At 64.9% G+C, this 17,923-nt stretch carries 13 protein-coding genes; 8 read left to right on the forward strand and 5 right to left on the reverse strand.

Annotated features, from left to right (window positions below; translation table 11 throughout):
• The first annotated feature begins 4 nt into the window (after positions 1 to 4).
• On the forward strand, positions 5 to 946 hold the full coding sequence (bla, locus tag O3297_RS03870; RefSeq protein WP_305047801.1) for a subclass B3 metallo-beta-lactamase: 942 nt from the start codon (positions 5 to 7) through the stop codon (positions 944 to 946).
• Positions 947 to 952: 6 nt separating this feature from the next.
• Here bla and O3297_RS03875 read toward each other — a convergent pair whose 3' ends face one another.
• Both O3297_RS03875 and O3297_RS03880 read right to left on the reverse strand, forming a co-directional pair.
• The gene (locus O3297_RS03875; RefSeq protein WP_305047802.1) at positions 953 to 1,276 is read right to left on the reverse strand and encodes a tetratricopeptide repeat protein; all 324 of its coding nucleotides are present in this window, start codon (positions 1,274 to 1,276) and stop codon (positions 953 to 955) included.
• A gap of 71 nt (positions 1,277 to 1,347) precedes the next feature.
• A complete protein-coding gene (locus O3297_RS03880) occupies positions 1,348 to 2,334 on the reverse strand; it encodes a zinc-dependent alcohol dehydrogenase family protein (protein ID WP_305047803.1) in 987 nt (328 codons plus the stop codon).
• A gap of 127 nt (positions 2,335 to 2,461) precedes the next feature.
• Here O3297_RS03880 and O3297_RS03885 point away from each other — a divergent pair, with 127 nt between their 5' ends.
• Genes O3297_RS03885 through O3297_RS03895 form a run of 3 tightly spaced genes read left to right on the forward strand, consistent with a single transcriptional unit; the run spans position 2,462 to position 6,698 of the window.
• A complete protein-coding gene (locus O3297_RS03885) occupies positions 2,462 to 3,373 on the forward strand; it encodes a LysR family transcriptional regulator (protein ID WP_305047804.1) in 912 nt (303 codons plus the stop codon).
• A gap of 55 nt (positions 3,374 to 3,428) precedes the next feature.
• The gene (locus O3297_RS03890; protein ID WP_305047805.1) at positions 3,429 to 5,531 is read left to right on the forward strand and encodes a TonB-dependent siderophore receptor; all 2,103 of its coding nucleotides are present in this window, start codon (positions 3,429 to 3,431) and stop codon (positions 5,529 to 5,531) included.
• A 9-nt stretch (positions 5,532 to 5,540) separates the two neighbouring features.
• Positions 5,541 to 6,698, forward strand: coding sequence for a DUF1624 domain-containing protein (locus O3297_RS03895; RefSeq protein ID WP_305047806.1), 1,158 nt, complete (start codon positions 5,541 to 5,543; stop codon positions 6,696 to 6,698).
• A 19-nt stretch (positions 6,699 to 6,717) separates the two neighbouring features.
• Here the strand turns inward: O3297_RS03895 and O3297_RS03900 are convergent, their stop codons facing one another.
• From O3297_RS03900 to O3297_RS03910, 3 genes are all read right to left on the reverse strand, one after another.
• Positions 6,718 to 8,589: a hypothetical protein gene (locus tag O3297_RS03900; RefSeq protein WP_305047807.1), complete on the reverse strand. Its 1,872-nt coding sequence runs from the start codon at positions 8,587 to 8,589 to the stop codon at positions 6,718 to 6,720.
• Positions 8,590 to 8,695: 106 nt separating this feature from the next.
• On the reverse strand, positions 8,696 to 9,226 hold the full coding sequence (locus O3297_RS03905) for an isochorismatase family protein (RefSeq protein ID WP_305047808.1): 531 nt from the start codon (positions 9,224 to 9,226) through the stop codon (positions 8,696 to 8,698).
• Positions 9,227 to 9,276: 50 nt separating this feature from the next.
• Entirely contained in the window at positions 9,277 to 10,194 is a 918-nt protein-coding gene (locus O3297_RS03910; RefSeq protein WP_305047809.1) for a LysR family transcriptional regulator, read from the reverse strand.
• 121 nt (positions 10,195 to 10,315) lie between these two features.
• Here O3297_RS03910 and O3297_RS03915 point away from each other — a divergent pair, with 121 nt between their 5' ends.
• The 4 genes from O3297_RS03915 (at position 10,316) to O3297_RS03930 (ending at position 17,922) form a co-directional block, all read left to right on the forward strand.
• A complete protein-coding gene (locus tag O3297_RS03915; protein WP_305047810.1) occupies positions 10,316 to 11,533 on the forward strand; it encodes an ABC transporter substrate-binding protein in 1,218 nt (405 codons plus the stop codon).
• Positions 11,534 to 11,550: 17 nt separating this feature from the next.
• Positions 11,551 to 13,065 carry a CoA-acylating methylmalonate-semialdehyde dehydrogenase gene (locus O3297_RS03920; RefSeq protein WP_305047811.1) on the forward strand — a complete coding sequence of 505 codons (1,515 nt, stop codon included), beginning with the start codon at positions 11,551 to 11,553 and terminating at the stop codon, positions 13,063 to 13,065.
• Between the two features lie 10 nt (positions 13,066 to 13,075).
• Positions 13,076 to 13,969, forward strand: coding sequence for a 3-hydroxyisobutyrate dehydrogenase (mmsB, locus tag O3297_RS03925; RefSeq protein WP_034788907.1), 894 nt, complete (start codon positions 13,076 to 13,078; stop codon positions 13,967 to 13,969).
• A gap of 212 nt (positions 13,970 to 14,181) precedes the next feature.
• Positions 14,182 to 17,922, forward strand: a complete 3,741-nt coding sequence (locus O3297_RS03930) for a DUF4132 domain-containing protein (RefSeq protein ID WP_305047812.1) — start codon at positions 14,182 to 14,184, stop codon at positions 17,920 to 17,922.
• Position 17,923: the final 1 nt, after the last annotated feature.

A 17,923-nucleotide genomic window follows, 5' to 3' on the forward strand; every position in this document is an offset into this window, starting at 1 on the left:
GTTGATGCTGGCTACGGTTGCGACCATGGCGGCTGGTTCGGTGCAGGCGAAGACCCCCGCACCGGTGCAGGATAAACCTGTCGATTGCGATAATTGCAAAGAATGGAATGCGCCCGTCAAGCCGTTCAATGTCTTTGGCAATACCTGGTATGTGGGGACGGCCGGTTTGTCCGCCGTGCTGGTGACGAGTCCGCAAGGCCATATCCTGCTCGACGGCGCGCTGCCGCAATCGGCACCCCTGATCGTGGCGAACATCAAGGCGCTGGGCTTTCGCATCGAGGATGTGAAATACATCCTCAATTCGCACGCCCATTGGGACCATGCGGGTGGCATTGCCGCGCTGCAGCGGGCCAGTGGCGCCACCGTGATGGCCAGCGCAGCGGCCGCCCCGGTGCTGCAAAGCGGCACCAATGGCAAGGATGATCCGCAATACCAGGCCAATCCCGTGGTGCATGTGGCCAAGGTGCGCAAGGTCAGCCTGGTGGGCGAGGGCGATACCGTCAAGGTGGGCCCAGTGACCTTGACGGCCCACATGACACCGGGCCACACACCCGGCGGCACGACGTGGACCTGGACCTCGTGCGAAGGCGACCGCTGCCTGGACGTTGTGTATGCGGACAGCCTGAACCCGTATGCCAGCGGCGATTTCCGCTATACAGGCAAAGGCGCGGGCAAGGGTGGCACGCCTGACATTTCGGCCTCGTTCGAAGCGAGCATCGCCAAGGTAGCCGCCTTGCCATGCGACATCATTATCCCCGTCCATCCGGGCACGACGGACGTGCTGGGCAAGGCCGCCAAGCGCAGCGGCACGGACAATCCCCTGATCGATGCGAATGCTTGCCGCGCCTATGCGGCCGAAGCGGGCGGCTTGCTGGCCAAGCGCCTGGCGAAGGAACGGGGCGTCGCGCTGCCTCTTGAGGCCAAGGGCGCGGCGCACGCGCATTAAACGGTTTTACGCTGACGCCTGCCGCTGTTTTTGCAGGCGTTTCAGGAACACCGTCATTTCCTTGACGGCTTGCAGGTCGCCTTGCTGCTGGGCCACTGTCACGCCCGTGGTCCAGGCCGCCTGCGCTTCGTCCAGCCGGCCAAGCTGGTGCAGGGCTTTGCCCAGCAGCTTCCAGGCGGCGGAATAGCCGGGCTGCTGCACGGTGGCTTGCGCCAGGTGCAGCGCCGCTTGCTCGGCGTCATTGTCTTTCAGGCAGGCGTCGCCCAGGCCAAAGCGCAGCAGGGCGTTGTCGCGCCCCTGCGCCAGCAGTTTTTCCAGATTTTCACGCATTCCCGGCCTCATCAATATGCAAGTTTATTCTTGCATATTAACGCTTCGGCGCGTGGGGAACAAGCCGGCGTTCAATCCTCCACATCCACCACCAGTTTGCCGTGCGCGCTGCCGTCGATCTGCGCCGCATGCGCATCGTGCGCCGTGCGCAAGGTAAAGCGGCGCGGGTCGAGCCGCACCTGCAGCTTGCCCGCCTCGATCAGCTTATTGGCTTCGCGCAGGATGGCGCCATGGCGCGCGTGGCCCTGGCCGCTCAACAGGGGCAGCAGGGTAAATACGCCCGAATAGCTGGCCGCGCGCGCCGTCAGCGGGCTCAGCGCGAACGTGCCCCAGCCGAGGCAGCTGACGACGTGGCCGCCGTAGATGCGTGCCGCCTTGAAACTGGCGTCCAGGGTAGTGCCGCCCACCGTGTCGTAGACGATGTCGAAGCCGGCGCCGCCCGTGTGTTCGGCCACGTAGTCATCCACCGTGCTGGTGCGGTAATCGATGAAGCGGGCGCCCAGCGCCTCGATGGCAGCGCGGCTGGCGGCGCTGCCCGTGGCATACACTGTGGCGCCAAGGGCGACGGCCAGCTGCACGGCCATGTGGCCCACGCCGCCCGCGCCGCCATGCACGAGTACGCTGTCGCCTGCCTTCACGTGGGCGCGGTCGACCAGCCCTTCCCAGGCCGTGATGAAGACGAGGGGCAGGGCGGCCGCTTCGCGCATGCTCAGCGCTGGCGGCACGGGCGCCAGCAGCGCTGCGTCGAAGACGCCGTACTCGGCCAGCGAGCCCTGAATGCCGCCGATGCCGCCGGCCATGCCATAGACTGTTGCGCCCATGTGAAAAGTCGTCACGCCATCGCCCACGGTCGCCACCGTGCCGGCCATGTCGATGCCGAGGATGGCGGGCAGGCGAGGCCGGGCGTGCGGGGCGGCGCCGGCGGCGATCTTCGTGTCCAGCGGATTGACGCCGCTGGCGGCGATGCGCACGAGGACTTGGCCGGGGCCGGGCTGCGGCACGGGCAGGTTTGTCATGCTCATGGGGGTGGCAAAGGTGTTGAGGACGAGGGCTTGCATGGAATTCTCCTGTGGTTGATGCCCCAGTCTAGGCGGGGACGGTCCAAAGAAAAATGGGGCGCATCCCGATGCACTATTTCAGTATCGTGGATAATCGCCGGAATCAAGGAACTCACAGGAGACCGGCATGGACAGGCTGGAAGCAATGCACGTGTTTTGCGCCGTGGTCGAGGCGGGCGGCTTCAGCAAGGCGGCGCAGCGCCTGGGTATTTCCACGTCGTCCGTGACGAACCAGGTGGCGGCGCTGGAAAAGCATTTCGGCGTGCGCCTCTTGCAGCGCACCACGCGCAGCATGTCGCTCACGGCCGAAGGCCGGCAGTGCCATGCGCAGGCGCGCCAGGTACTGGCCGACATGGCCGCGCTGGAAACGAGCTTGCTGCAGGCGGCCGAGCGGCCATCGGGCAGCTTGCGTGTGGACATGCCCAGCAGCATCAGCCGCAACCTGGTGGCGCCCGCCTTGCCCCGCTTTACCGCCGCCTATCCCGACATTTCCCTGCGCCTGACCGTCAGCGACCGCCTGGTCGACATGGTGGAAGAGGGCATCGACGTGATGCTGCGCATCGGCGCACCGCAGGATTTATCGCTGGTGGCGCGCAGCCTGCTGAAGATGGATTATCTGTGCTGCGCCTCGCCCGCCTTTGTCGCCCGGCATGGCATGCCGCGTACGCCGCAGGAACTGGACCAGTTTGCCTGCCTGCATTTCCTGTACCCGAAATCGCGCCAGGTGCGGCCCTGGCTGTTCCAGGCCGGCGAGGGCGATACGGCGTATGCGCACACGCCGCCAGCGGCCCTGGCCTTCGACCATATCGAATCGATGATTGCCGCCGCCCAGGCCGGCTGCGGTATCGTGCAGGCCTTGTCCGTCTCCGTGTTGCAGCCCTTGCGCGAAGGGACTCTGGTGCCCGTGCTGCAACCGTATCGCACGCGGGGGCCGGATCTGTGGGCGCTGTTCCATCCGCGCCAGCTGCGCGCGGCCAAGGTGCAAGTGTTTGTGGAGTTCCTGGCGCAGATTTTTCACGAAGGCTTTAATGAGAATTGATTATCAATTATAATGCAAGCCTATTGCATTGAATTGTCCATTGTCAGGAATCCCCATGTCCGTATTTTTACGCCGCCCCGTGGCGCTTTTGCTTGCCGCCGCCAGTCCCCTGGCGCTGGCAGCTGACCCTGCTGCCGACAAGCCCGACGCGCAGGACGTCGTCACCGTCAAGGCCGAGCGCCAGCATTACCGCAGCCTGTCCGCCACGGGCGCCACCAAGACGGATGCCTTGCTGATGGACTTGCCGCAAAGCGTGCGCGTGCTGACCGGCGACTTGCTGCGCGACGCCGGCGTGACGACCCTGGCCGGCGCGCTGGACCTGGCCAGCGGCATCGCGAAGCAAAGTCCGCTGGGCGGCCTGTGGGACAGCTACGCCATGCGTGGCTTTACGGGCGACCCGAATTTCGGCTCCGACTACATGGTCAACGGTTTCAGTTCCAGCCGCGGCTACAACGGCATGCGCGACGGCGGCAATACGCAGGCCGTGGAAGTGCTGAAAGGCCCCGCTTCGGCCCTGTACGGCCGGGGCGAGCCGGGCGGCACGGTGAACATCACGACGAAGAAGCCGAAATTCGCGCCCGAGTACAGCGCCGATGTGTCGTTCGGCAGCTTCCAGACGCGCCGCGCAGCTTTGGATTTGACGGGACCGCTGAGCAACACCATCGCTTACCGCCTGAACGCGGCGCATGAAGAAGGGCACAGTTTCCGCGATACCTTGAAGGTCGAGCGCAGCCTGTTTGCTCCCTCGTTTCTCTGGCTGCTGGGCGAGCACACGACCGTGTCGTATGAAATCGAAGCGGTGCGCCAGCGCGCGCCGTTCGACCGCGGCGTGGTGGCCGTGAACGGCAAGCTGGGTCTTGTCCCCGTTTCGCGCTTTTTGGGCGAGCCGGGCGACGGCCCCATGACGGTCAAGTCGCTGGGGCAGCAGCTATTCATCCACCACGCGCTGTCCGACGACTGGACGGTGCAGGCGGGCGCCTCCTACCGCGACAGCGAATTGAGCGGTTATTCGACCGAGGCGAACAAGCTGCTGGCCGATGGACGCATCCTGAACCGCCAGCGCCGCCACCGCGATTTTTCCGCCACCGACGTGTCGGCCCGCGTCGAAGTGCTGGGCAAGTTCAGGACGGGGGCGCTGGCGCACGAGGTGCTGGCCGGTATCGATGCCTATCATTTTGACGACCACCGGGTGCAGCTGCGCCGCAATCCTTCGGCCGCGAATGCGTATGCCATCGACATCTTCAATCCCGCGTATGGCGGCAAGGCCGATCCGCTGGCCCTGTCCATCGACACGCAGGAAGGACAAAAGGCGCGCGGCCTGTATGCGCAGGATCAACTGGATCTGGGCGCGCAATGGAAGGCGCTGGTCGGCGTGCGCCACGATACGTACACGCAGGACGTGACGAACAATCGCCTGAACGTGAGCAACCGCCAGTCGCTGTCGGCCACCAGTCCCCGCGCGGGCCTCGTCTACCAGCCGACGAAGGCATGGTCGCTGTATGCAAGCGCGGCCAAGGGCTTCCGCCCCAACAGCGGCATCAGCATCGCCAACCAGGCTTTCCCGGCAGAGCGCAGCCGCTCGTATGAACTGGGCGCCAAGCTGGAAACGGGCAAGCTGACGGCCACCGTGGCCGTGTACGACATCCGCAAGAGCAATGTGCTGACGACGAATCCCGCCAACACGGATTTCGCCATCGCGGCGGGCGAAGTGGGCAGCCGGGGGCTGGAACTGGACGTGTCGGGCGAAGTGGCGCGCGGCTTGCGCGTCTCGGGCGCCTATGCGTACACCAACGCCACCGTCACGCGCGGCGACAATACGATCGTGACGGGCAGCCGCTTCGCCAACGTGCCGCGCCACAGCGCCAACCTGCTGGCCACGCAGCAATTCGTGCTGGACACGGGCACGGCCAGCGTGGGCGGCGGCGTGCAATATGTGGGCGAGCGCCTGGGCGACGTGGCCGTCAGCAGCCAATTTACCCTGCCGGCCTACACGACGGCCAGATTGCTGGCGTCGTATTCGCCCAACACACAATGGCGCCTGGCCCTGAACGTGGAAAACCTGTTCAACCGCAGCTACTATGCGAGTTCGTATAGCCAGCTGTGGGTGGCGCCGGGTGCCGAGCGCACGGTGACCTTGCATGCCCATTACCGTTTTTAAGCAATCACTATGACATCGACTTCTTCTGCCACCCTGCGCACCCGCATCGCCGTCATCGACGTGCTGCGCGGCCTCGTCATGCTGATCATGCTGTTCGACCATGTGCGTGAAACCGTCTTTTTACACCACCAGGTCGGCGACCCGATGGATGCGGCCAGTGTCGATCCGGCCCTGTTCTTCACGCGGCTGGCGGCCCACGTGTGCGCGCCCATGTTCGTTTTCCTGACGGGCTTGTCGGCCTGGCTGTACGCGCATCCGGCCGCCGGTCCCCGCAGCGCCACGGGTTTCCTGTTCAAAAGGGGCTTGCTGCTGGTCGTGCTGGAACTGGTGTTCGTCAACTTTGCATGGAGCGGGGCGTTTCCGCCCGCCGTGCTGTATCTGCAGGTGATCTGGGTCATCGGCCTGGCCATGATGGCGCTGGCCGTGCTGCATAAGCTGCCGTTGAAAGTGCTGGCGCTGCTGGGCGTGGCGATTATCGCGGGCCAGCATCTGTTGACCGGCGTGCGCGCGGAAGAGGGCAGCTTTGCCTCTTATCTACTGACGGTGCTGCTGCAACGGGGCTACCTGGTGGCGGACGGCGCCATGAAAATCAAGGTCAGCTACCCGCTGCTGCCGTGGATAGGCGTGATCCTGCTCGGCTATGCGGCCGGGCCCCTGTATGCGCGCAGTCGTTCGCCGGAGGGGCGGCGGCGCCTGCTGCTGGCGCTGGGCGCAGGCAGCTTGCTGTTGCTGGCCGTGCTGCGCGGTTTCAATATCTATGGTGAAACCCTGCCGTGGGTGGCGGGCGACACGGCCTTGCGCACGGCCATGAGCGTGCTGAACTTCACGAAATATCCGCCATCGCTGGACTTTTTGCTGTTCACCCTGGGCCTGGGTATGCTGGGCCTGGCCTGGCTGGAAAGCGTCGATAACTGGTTTACGCGGGCGTGCGCCACCTTTGGCGGCGCCCCCATGTTCTACTACTTGTTGCACCTGTATCTGCTGCTGCTCATCGGTATCAGCTTGACGGCCGTGCTCGGTGCCAATCACGGCAACCGCTATGGCGTCGAGCACATCTGGCAAGTCTGGCTGCTAGCCTTGCTGCTGATGCCCGTGCTGTATTTCCCTTGCCGCGCGTTTGCCAATTACAAGCGCAGCGCAACGCAGGCGTGGGTGCGCTACTTCTGAACCATGCTTACTTGCAATTTTACTTGCAATATAGCCTGTCGATACTGTGCGAAGACGCCAGGTAATGCCGCGTCTGCCAACCGATGGCCACCCTGTAGGCGCACGGCGGATCGAGCGCCACGTTGACGGGGAAGCCGCCATTGTTGCCTGACAGGTGGGGCCCGCCCGCGGCGCCGCGGAACAGATAATTGCTCGGTGGTGGCGGCGGCGTGAAGCTGGCGGCCGGCAGCGGTGGCGGCGGATGCTGGATGCCGTTGTTGTTGGAAATCGTGATATTGAAAAAGCGCAGATGTGGATGGTCGATCGTGTACAGGATATGCACGAGGCCGCCCGCGATGGGGTTGCAGGCATTGCTGCGCAGCTCTTCCAGGTCCAGCGCCATGATGACGGGCGAGTTATCGAAGACGATGGAATCGAGCCCGTCCGTGGCCACCAGCGCCAGGGTATTGCCATCGCGCACCTCGAAGCCCAGGCGGTAGCGGCGTATCGGTTCGCTCTCGGCCGCCGTCAGGCTGCGGCCCGCGTCGAGGATGGGCAAGCCGCCCGGCAGCTTGGCTGGGTGCAGGCTGGTGATGGCCGGCGTATTCACGGTCAGCAAGTCAAACGTGCGCAGGAAGATGCTGGGCGCCACGTTGACGACGGCCGTCGTGCCGTCGCGCATGTCCACGGTGACGGGCTTGCCGTCCACCCGTATCCAGCCGCCAGGCTGCAGATCGCCCGCGTCGATGATGACGGGCGCCGAATCGCCGAGACCCAGTCCATTCGTATAAAACACATAGCCGACGTGTGTGCCGATGATTTGCGTCAATGGCGCCAGGCTGGCGGGCGCCACCGTGGGAATGGCTGCCGGGTCGTCGCTGCCGCCGGGCCAGGACCATTCGCCGATCAGGAAACGGTATTCCAGCGGGTTGGCGGGAATGGCGCTGTTGCGCAGCGGGCAATTGCCCTTCAAGGTGACACCGCCGGCGAACACATACGAGGCTCCGGCGCCGCCCGCATAGCCTTGCGCGGAAAAGCCGGCCAGCGAGGGAAACGGGTGGATGTCGAAGATTTCCACCTGCTGCCAGTGGGGCACGCCTTCCACGTCGGGCGGCAAGACGTCTTTCGAACACAATTCCACGCAGAAGCAGTGGCCCACGTTTTCGCGCCCCGGCTGGCGTCCGTTGGCTTGCGTTTCCGACAGGATCGTCACGCTGCCCAGCTGCGCCGTGAAATACACGTCTGGCCCGCTGGCGAATTCCACGTTGATGAATGGGGAGAAAGGCGTCAAGGTGAAGTCCGACGTCAGGTAATCGATGCGGAAGCGCCCGTTGGCGTCCGTCACCGCCACTCCCAGCGCATCGTCCTGCAGCCAGTCCGCGTCGAACGCCCGCACGGTGGCGCCGGCGATCGGCGCGTGGGGAGCGTCGCAGGTGCGCAGCCGGCCGCAGATGGTCCAGGCGCCGAAGCGGGCGCGCACCAGGCACCAGAAGCGTTGCGGCAGGCAATAATCCCAGACGGCGAGGAAATCGTTCTCGACCTGGCGCCAGCGCGGCTGGATGGTGGTGATGGAAAACTGCAGCGGCACGGGGTCTTTCGGTCCCGGTTTCAAATGCGGCACGGTGGGGCACAGGATATCGACTTCGACGGCCTCGCCCCGATAATCGTCTTCCAGGGTAAAACTGTAGTTGCCATCGTCATCCGTGCGCGCTTCGGCCAGCAGGAAGGGCGCTTTCGCCTGCACTTCCTCGTCCGTGAGGATGGCGAAGGTTTCCTTGGCGCTGGCCACGGCCAGGGCAGTGACGTTTTGCGACTCGCGTGGCCGGTACAGGCGCACGAAGACGTGGGATAAAGCTTCAGGACACTCGGCACAGATCAAGCCGCACAGCTTGCCCCGCAGGATATAGGCCATGATGGCTCCCTTGCTGATGTGGACGGCGCACCGCTCGGAATGGCGGCGCTGTTACCAAGCTAGCAAATGGGCGGCCGACAGGATTGATCTGGCTTAAACCTGCTTTCTATTTAATCAGCGCCAATACTTCGCGGAAACGCGGATGTTTGCAATCGCGCAACCATTCGAAGGCCAGCATCTCCACCGTCACCAGATGGGCGCCCAGCTTGCCCAGGCGGGGCAGCGCCGCGTCGCGGCTGGCGGCCTGGCGCGAGCCGACGGCGTCGATGGCGATGATGACCTCGTACCCCAGTTCCAGCAAGCCGATGGCCGTCTGCAGCATGCATACATGGGCTTCGCAACCCGTGACGACGATTTGTCTGCGCCCGGGCGGCAGGATGGCCTGCAGTCCGTCGGCACAGGCGCCGAAATGCGTCTTGTGCAAGGTCCGTTCGCACAGGGCGGCGATCTCTTCCACGTTCGGCCCCAGCCCCTGGCGGTTCTGTTCCGTGCCCAGCACGGGCACGTCGAGCAGGCGGGCAATCTTGGCCAGGCGCAGGTTTTGCGCCAGCACGAGGCCGGCGTCGTGGATGGCCGGCATCAAGCGACCTTGCAGGTCGACAATGACCAGTACGGCCTGGTTCGCATCCATCAGCATGGCGTTCTCCTCATTAGTATGTGGCGACAGTGTAGCGCGCCGCAGTTTGCTCAAGTTGGCCAGCTGGGCACGGCTGTTTCGCCCATCAGGTAGCCATGATTCAACTCAACGGCGGCACGCAAGTAGTTCCACAGGGCGCTGACCCTGGCAATATTACGCCGCTCGCTGGGCGAAATCATCCAGAAGGCGCGCAGCAGGTCGATCTCGCCATCGAGCACGGGCACCAGCTCATTCGACTGCTGGGCCACGAAGCAGGGCAGGATGGCCAGCGCCTGGCCCGCGCGCGCCGCGTGGTACTGGGCGATCACGCTGGTGCTGCGAAACGCGCGCAGGGAATCGGGCGCCACGTTGTCCATGTAGCGCAGCTCCGAACTGAAGACCAGGTCGTCCACATAGCCGATGATGGGGTGCTGCGCCAGTTGGGCCACGCTGGTGATCGGCGCGTGGCGCGCCAGGTAGGCGGGCGTGGCATACAGTTTCAGGCGGTAGTCGGACAGCTTCGTCACCACGTAGGGGCCGGACTGGGGGCGTTCGACGGAAATGGCCACGTCCGCCTCGCGCTTGGACAGGCTGACAAAGCGGGGCACGGCGATCAGGTCCACGCTGATGTGCGGGTATCGCCCGCAGAACTGCGCCAGGTGGGGCGCCAGCACGATGGCGCCGAAGCCCTCGGTAGCGCCCAGGCGCACCTGGCCCGACAACAGGCGGTTGTGCTCGCCCAATTCCTCGGTGGCGGCGAACACCGTGCTTTCCATGGTTTCCGCGTATTCCATCAGGCGGTGGCCTTCGGGCGTCAGCTGGTAGCCCACGTAGTTGCGGTCGAACAGCTGGGTGCCCACCTGCTCCTCGAACTTGCGCATGCGCCGCGACACGGTGGAATGGTCGATGCCCAGCTTTTTCGCCGCATCGACGAGGCCGGCGCTGCGCGTCAGTTCCAGGAAGACCCGTACATTGTCCCAATCGAGCATGGCAAACCCTCTCTGTGCATTTTTGCAAAGGAATTATGCATTAATTTCACTTGAGTGCATATTTTTACACATGCAGAATGCATCTAAACATATAAGAAAACCCATTCACCTGGAGACACGCATGAAAAAAACCGTTCTGGCCATGGGCGCGCTGGCGCTCACCCTTTCCTTTGGCGGCGCGCACGCGCAAATTTCCGATGGCGTCGTCAAGGTCGGCATCCTGACCGACATGTCCGGACCGTATTCGGCCATGGGCGGGCGCGGCTCCGTCGTCGCCAGCCAGATGGCCGTCGAGGATTGCCTGAAGGCCGAATGCAAGGGCATGAAGATCGAAATCCTCTCGGCCGACCATTTGAACAAGGCCGACATCGCCGCCTCCAAGGCGCGCGAATGGATAGACCGCGACAAGGTCGATGCCATCGCCGACCTGACCAATTCCTCCGTGGCCCTGTCCGTGCAAAAGCTGATGAAAGAGAAGGGCGGCATCGCCATGTTCAGCGGCCCGGCCACGGGGCGCCTGACCAATGAAGACTGCTCGCCGAACGGCTTCCACTGGATGTTCGACACGTATTCGCAGGCAGCCGGCACGGCGGCGGCGCTGACCAAGCTGGGACAGAAATCCTGGTACTTCGTCACCGTCGATTACGCGTTCGGCCATTCGCTGGAAAAGGACGCCAGCGAGGTCGTCAAGCGCAACGGCGGCACGGTGCTGGGCGCCGTGCGCCATCCCCTCAACGCGTCCGATTTCTCGTCCTTCCTGGTGCAGGCGCAAGGCTCGAAAGCGCAGGTGATCGGCCTGGCCAATGGCGGCGCCGACACGGTATCGGCCATCAAGCAGGCGCGCGAATTCCGCATCGGCAGCGGCAAGGAGCAGCGCCTGGCCGCCTTGCTGGTGTTCCTCTCGGACGTGCACGCGCTGGGACTGGATACGGCCCAGGGCCTGGTCTACGCGGACGGTTTTTACTGGGATTACGATGATCGCAGCCGCGCGTTTGCGAAACGCTTCGAGGCGCTCAACAAGGGCGCCAAGCCGACCATGGTGCAGGCGGGCGTGTATTCCAGCGTCTACCACTACCTGAAGTCGGTGGCGGCCGCGAAGAGCGACGACTCGAAAATCGTCGCCGAAAAAATGCGCCAGCTGCCCATCAAGGACTCCGTGATGAACAACGCCTCGATCCGCCCCGATGGCCGCGTGATCCACGACATGTACCTGGTGCAGGTGAAGACCCCGGCCGAATCGAAAGGCGCGTGGGATTACCTGAAAGTGCTGTCCACCATCCCCGCCGACCAGGCGTTCAAGCCGATGGATGCTGCGGCGTGCAACCTCGTTAAAAAATAACCACGGAGTCTCGAACCATGAACCAAGCCCTCACCCAAGTCCCTGCCATCCCCCTGCACATCGGCGGCAAGCACCATGCGTCAAGCAGCAGCGAATGGCGCGACGTCGTCAACCCGGCCACGCAGGAAATCGTCGCCAAGGTGCCGTTTTCCACGCCGGACGAAGTCAACCTGGCCGTCGCCACGGCCAAGGAAGCGTTCAAGACCTGGCGCAATACCCCGCTGGCCGCGCGCATGCGCATCATGCTCAAGTACCAGCATCTGATCCGCGAAAACATCGGGGCCTTGGCCGAACTGATCACGCGCGAACACGGCAAGACCCTGCCCGACGCGGAAGGGGAAGTGATGAGGGGCCTGGAAGTGGTGGAGCACGCGTGTTCGATCGCCACCCTGCAGCTGGGCGAAATCGCGGAAAACGCGGCCACCGGCGTCGATGTCTACAATATCTACCAGCCGCTGGGCGTGGGCGCCGGCATCACGGCGTTCAATTTCCCCGTCATGCTGCCGTGCTTCATGTTCCCGATCGCTATCGCCTGCGGCAATACTTTTGTGCTGAAACCGTCGGAACAGGATCCGTCTTCGACCATGTACCTGGTCGAACTGATGTACCAGGCGGGCTTGCCGGCCGGCGTCCTGAACGTCGTGCATGGCGGCGCCGACGTCGTCAACATGCTGTGCGACCATCCCGACATCAAGGCCGTCTCCTTCATCGGCTCCACCCACGTGGGCACGCATGTGTACCGCCGCGCCAGCGAATCGGGCAAGCGCGCGCAATCGATGATGGGCGCGAAAAACCATTGCGTGGTGCTGGCCGACGCCAACAAGGAGCAGGCGATCAATAACCTGATCGGCGCGGCCTTCGGTGCGGCTGGCCAGCGCTGCATGGCCAATTCCGTCGTGGTGCTGGTGGGCGAGGCGCGCTCCTGGCTGCCGGAAATCGTCGCCCGCTCGCAGGCGCTGAAAGTGGGGCCGGGCAGCGACCGCAATGCCGACCTGGGTCCGATGGTCTCAAAAGCGGCCATGCAGCGGGCGGAAAAGCTGATCCAGGCGGGCGTGGACGAAGGCGCGCAGCTGCTGCTCGACGGCCGCGGCCACAAGGTGGCCGGCTACGAGGGCGGCAATTTCATGGGCCCGACGATTTTCTCCAAGGTCCAGGCATCGAACTCCGTCTACACGCAGGAAATCTTCGGACCCGCCATGTGCGTGGTCGAGACGGACACGCTGGACCAGGCCATCGCCTTCATCAACGCCAACCCGAACGGCAACGGCACCTCGATCTTCACCTCGTCCGGCTGGGCGGGGCGCAAATTCCAGAACGAGATCGATGTGGGGCAGGTGGGCATCAACGTGGCCATTCCCGTACCCGTCGCGTATTTCAGTTTTACGGGGTCGCGCGCGTCGAAGCTGGGAGACCTGGGCCCGAACGGCAAACAGGCCCTGTACTTCTGGACGCAGACCAAGACCGTCACGGCGCGCTGGTTCGCCCCGGACGATGGCGGCAGCGGCGTCAATACCACCATCTCGATGAAATAAGGGGAAGGCCATGGGCACCAATATCGTTTTCATCGGCCTGGGCAACATGGGCTTGCCCATGGCGCAGAACCTCGTGCGGGCCGGCCATGCGGTGACGGGCTTCGATTTGCTGCCGGCCAGCGTGCGGCAATTCGCCGACGGCGGCGGCCTCGTCTCCGATGATCAGGCGGCGGCGATCGGCCAGGCCGACATCGTCATCACGATGCTGCCGGCCAGCCGCCATGTGCTGGGGGCCTACCTTGGGGACGCGGGTATTTTGGCGCAGGCGCGGCCCGGCACCCTGCTGATCGACTGTTCGACGATTTCCACCGAGGCGGCGCGCCAGGTGGGCCGCGCGGCGCAGGAAAAAGGCATGCCGATGCTGGACGCGCCCGTGTCGGGCGGCACGGCGGGCGCCACCAACGGCACGCTGACCTTCATGGTAGGCGGCGAAGAATCCGCGCTGGCGGCGGCAAGGCCCTATCTGGACGTCATGGGCAAGGCCATCTTCCACGCGGGCGGCTCCGGTTGCGGCCAGACGGTCAAGATCTGCAACAACATGCTGCTGGGGATACTCATGATCGGCACCAGCGAAGCCATACGCCTGGGCGTGGCCAATGGCCTCGATCCCAAGGTAGTGTCCGACGTGATGGCGAAAAGCTCGGGCCGCAACTGGACCTTGGACGTGTACAACCCATGTCCGGGCGTGGCCGAAAACGTGCCCGCGTCGCGCGGCTACACGGGCGGCTTTGGCGTCGACCTGATGCTGAAAGACCTGGGGCTGGCCGTGGAAAGCGCCGAGGCGGCGGGCGCCAGCGTGCCGCTGGGCGCGCTGGCGCGCACGCTGTACGACATGCATAGCAAGGCTGGATCGGGCGGGCTCGATTTCTCCAGCATCTACCGGTTGCAGGATACGCCAGCATAAGGCAGCTATTGTGGCGATGGCGCTCCTGCGGGAGCGCTTTTTTTTTGATGCTCGTCATCCAAACGTGCATGCTGTCAGGAGGATAAGAATATACAATCAGCAACTTGATTGGATGCAAGTTTGATGCGAAATGAATGCTGCGGATCTGGACGCTGATTGCGAAAAAACATGCCCGGCAAGGGCCTTGATGAACAGGAAAGACGAATCACCCGATGTTTAAAAAAATACTGGAATTGGCGCAGGGCGTAGTGGGCCTGGATGAGCACGCGCAATTGAAAAAGGGCTTGCGCGGCCTGGCGCAGATATCGCCTGCGCTGTGGGAGCGCGCCTGCGAGTTCGTTTGCGAAGGGCGCCAGGAAGGCGTGCTGCTCGATGTGCAGGCGGCGGCGCCGCGCGGCGGCACCTTGCTGGGCAAGCCAGGGCGCCTGTACTCGCATTTTTATACCCATAACATGCCTAACAAGGATGCGGCACTGGCCAATGAAAGCCTGCGCCACCGGCACCAGTTCTATGCCCAGTCCGATGCGGCGACGCTGGACGTGGCGCTGCTGGTCCGCTTGGGCAAGCTGCTGCAGGCGGCCGACGGGGGCGACTCGCTGGAGCGCACCGGCGCCGCGGTGCCGCAGTGGCTCGACTACCTGGTCAGCGATGCGCTGTTCGCCAGTTTTTCCGAGACCCGCGCGCAAGCGACCACGGTCAACCGGCGCGGCTGGGACGTGCTGCTGCTGGCGCGCCTGCTGGCCGCCGATGGCGAGGCGGAAGAGGGCGCGCTGCAACTGGTGTTCGAGCGGCGCGAATTGAACGAATACGTGCGCGACAACTGCCTGCAGCGCCTGCTGGCGCCCGGCGCGCTCGACGCTTACATGCTCGCGCATGCGGCGCTGGTGGAGCACCTGCCGGCAGTACTGTCGGCCAGCGGCAAGGCGCAGCTGGCCAGACGCCTGGGCGCCGCGCCCGCGCTGGCCGACACTTTTGCCGCCGTCCTGGTGCGCCTGGCCGTCGATGGCGGCAAGAGCGTGCGCACCGAAGCGGCTCCCCATCTGGCTGCCATTCCCGAGGAGCGCAGAGCCACCTTGCTGCAGCAGTGCCTGTTGACGGGCAAGACGGAAGAGCGGGTGCAGGCGGCCGAGCTGCTGGGCCGCAGTCTGGGGCCGCAGCAGAGGGTGCTGATGGAACAGGCACTGGCGCAGGAGACGAGCAAGCCGGTGCAGGCGGCCATCCGCAACGCCTTGTCGTGGCTGGACGCGGCCAGCGAGGCCGGCGCGGCGGACTTGCCGCTGCCGCCGCTGCCGCCCGCGCCACCGGTGGCGCGCCTGGGCGACGCCGCGCTGCAACTGCTGCAGGCCAATCATGCGGCGCTGCTGGAAAAGTACCGCGCCGAAGCACGGCAGGAGCGCGAAGACAACCAGCACGCCGAGCACAAGTACGAATGGAAGCAGGAGCGCCTGAAGCGCTATGAGACGATCAAGCCGGCCTGGCTGGAAGCGGCCATACGCGTGTTCAATGGCGAGGCAACGAAGAGCGACGCGCAGTCCCTGCAAAACAACCTGGTGCGCGAACCGATCGAACTGCAGGGCAAGTTGGCCGCCTTGCCGGACTTTGGCGTGGCGCACATGGCGCGCTGGCTGCTGGCCACGCGGCGCAATATTTTTCATTTCTGGCACGATGAATTTTTCCAGCAATGGCTGGCGTACCAGGACCTGTCGACTTTCGACTTGCGCCTGCTGGCGCGCGCCATGTGCGAAGCCGGCGACGAACAGGACAGCGTGGCCATGGCCTGCATGGCCAGCAACTGGTGGGGCGCCAAGCCGCAGCAGGTGCTGGCGGCGGAGATGGTATGGCCGCTGTTCGCGGAACTGCCCGAGCTGATCGACCAGGGTCTGGGCTTGCGTGCCGCCGAAAGGCGCCGGGGCGTGGCGCCCGAGCTGGGTCCCACCCTGGAAATATTGGCCACCTTCCCGGTGCTGCCGGTGCAATGGCTGCCGCGCGTGATGGAGATCGCGCTGGGCGAGGGCAAGCAGCACCGCGCCAGCGCGCAGCAGGTGCTGTCCAGCTTGCCCGACATCGGCAAGCGCGTGGCCGAGGCGCTGGGATCGGGCAAGCAGGACATGCGCATCGGCGCGGCGCGCTGGCTGACCGACCTCGACTACCGCGCCGCCATTCCGGCGCTGTACCAGGCGCTGGACAAGGAGACGCGCGAAACCGTGATCGCCGCGCTGCTGACGGCGCTGGAAAAACTGGGCGAGGACCTGAGCCCGCGCCTGTCGCCCGAGATTCTGCTGGCCGCCGCGCGCAAGGGCTTGAAGGGCAAGGCGCCCGTCGGCCTGGCCTGGTTCGTCTTCGAGGCGCTGCCCGCCTGCCGCTGGCAGGACGGTACGCCGGTCGACGCCGACATCATCCGCTGGTGGGTGGTACTGGCCTGTAAATTGAAGGAGCCGGGCGGCAATGCCCTGCTGCTGCGCTATCTGGGCCTGCTTGACGAGGCAGGCCGCGCCGCCTTGGGCGAGACGGTGCTGCGCCTGTTTATCAACGAGGATTTGCGCGGCCCGAGCCTGGAAGTGGCGACCGCCGAAGCGCAGGCGCGCGCGCCGCAGGCCTATCAGAGTTACCAGGACCACGCCAGGCGCTATCCCCAGCATTATGCCGCCGAGGGCAAGATGACGCTGGAGCAGGTATTCGACCAAATCCGCCGCAACAAGATGGCCGAGTACCTGGGCAGCGCCATCGGCGAGAAGGGCATCCTGGCGCTGGCCGCCCACACGCCAGGCCATGTGGCAATCAGCCTGCTGCAAGCGTATATGCGCGACCATTACCCGCGCCGCGCGCAGATCGAAGCGATGCTCGACGGCCTGGCCGACGGCTACGACCCGGCCGTGATCCAGTTATTGCTGGGGATCGCGCGGCGCTACCGCACCGCTTCGGTGCAGGAAAAGGCGCGCCTGCTGGTCGAGCGCATCGCGCAGGGCAAGGGCTGGAGCCACGACCAGCTGGGCGACCGCACCATCCCGACGGGCGGCTTTGACGACAGCGGACGGCTCGACCTGTCGTATGGCGGGCGGGTCTTCCATGTGACCCTGGATGGCGCCATGAAACCGCGCCTGCACAACCCTGACGGCAAGGAGATCAAGGCCTTGCCCGAGCCGCGCCAGGACGAATCGCCTGAACTGGCCAAGGAAGCCAAACAGCAGCTAGCCATCTGCAAGAAAGAACTCAAGCAAGTCATCGCCATGCAGACGGCACGCCTGTACGAAGCCATGTGCGCGGGACGTGTCTGGCCGGCGCAGGAGTGGCGCGATTACCTGCTTGGCCACCCGATCGCGGGCCGCCTGGTGCAGGCGCTGGTGTGGATCCGGGAAGATGACGCAGGCAGTACCCTGCTGCGCCCCAGCGACGATGGCAGCCTGCTGGACGCGGACGACGAGGAAGTCGCCCTGAACGAAGGCAGCCGGCTGCGCCTGGCGCACGCCTCGCTGCTGGATGCGCCGCAGATCGCCGCCTGGCAGCGCCATTTCAAGGATTACAAGGTCAAGCCCCTGTTCGAGCAGCTGGCGCACCAGTTGCCCGATGCCTCGCTGATGGCGGGCCGGCACATCGCGGACCGCGAAGGTTGGGTGGGCGACACCTTCGGCTTGCGCGGCGCGTTCGGCAAGCACGGCTATCAGCGCGGCCAGGCCGAGGATGGCGGCGTCTTCACCGAATATCACAAGGATTTCATCAGCGCCGGCCTGCGCGCCGTGATCGAATTTTCCGGCAGCAGCCTGCCCGAGGAACTGATGGCCACGGCCCTCAAAACGCTGCAGTTCTATCCCTTGCCGCGCTCCTGGCGCGACGAGGCGGTGCCGCTGGCCGACGTGCCGTCCGTGCTGCTGGCCGAAACCTATGCCGATTATCTGGCGGTGTCGAAGGCGTGCGGCGGCTATGATGCGCAATGGGAAAGTAAAATGCCGTGGTAAG

It is taken from the genome of Janthinobacterium sp. SUN128 (assembly GCF_030587275.1).
Lineage (GTDB): Bacteria > Pseudomonadota > Gammaproteobacteria > Burkholderiales > Burkholderiaceae_D > Janthinobacterium > Janthinobacterium lividum.

Bases quoted from the DNA above. Each gene is read 5' to 3' on its own strand.
- bla (WP_305047801.1), top strand. From the start codon at position 5: ATGCTGGCTACGGTTGCGACCATGGCGGCTGGTTCGGTGCAGGCGAAG.
- O3297_RS03875 (WP_305047802.1), bottom strand. From the start codon at position 1,276: ATGCGTGAAAATCTGGAAAAACTGCTGGCGCAGGGGCGCGACAACGCC.
- O3297_RS03880 (WP_305047803.1), bottom strand. From the start codon at position 2,334: ATGCAAGCCCTCGTCCTCAACACCTTTGCCACCCCCATGAGCATGACA.
- O3297_RS03885 (WP_305047804.1), top strand. From the start codon at position 2,462: ATGGACAGGCTGGAAGCAATGCACGTGTTTTGCGCCGTGGTCGAGGCG.
- O3297_RS03890 (WP_305047805.1), top strand. From the start codon at position 3,429: ATGTCCGTATTTTTACGCCGCCCCGTGGCGCTTTTGCTTGCCGCCGCC.
- O3297_RS03895 (WP_305047806.1), top strand. From the start codon at position 5,541: ATGACATCGACTTCTTCTGCCACCCTGCGCACCCGCATCGCCGTCATC.
- O3297_RS03900 (WP_305047807.1), bottom strand. From the start codon at position 8,589: ATGGCCTATATCCTGCGGGGCAAGCTGTGCGGCTTGATCTGTGCCGAG.
- O3297_RS03905 (WP_305047808.1), bottom strand. From the start codon at position 9,226: ATGCTGATGGATGCGAACCAGGCCGTACTGGTCATTGTCGACCTGCAA.
- O3297_RS03910 (WP_305047809.1), bottom strand. From the start codon at position 10,194: ATGCTCGATTGGGACAATGTACGGGTCTTCCTGGAACTGACGCGCAGC.
- O3297_RS03915 (WP_305047810.1), top strand. From the start codon at position 10,316: ATGAAAAAAACCGTTCTGGCCATGGGCGCGCTGGCGCTCACCCTTTCC.
- O3297_RS03920 (WP_305047811.1), top strand. From the start codon at position 11,551: ATGAACCAAGCCCTCACCCAAGTCCCTGCCATCCCCCTGCACATCGGC.
- mmsB (WP_034788907.1), top strand. From the start codon at position 13,076: ATGGGCACCAATATCGTTTTCATCGGCCTGGGCAACATGGGCTTGCCC.
- O3297_RS03930 (WP_305047812.1), top strand. From the start codon at position 14,182: ATGTTTAAAAAAATACTGGAATTGGCGCAGGGCGTAGTGGGCCTGGAT.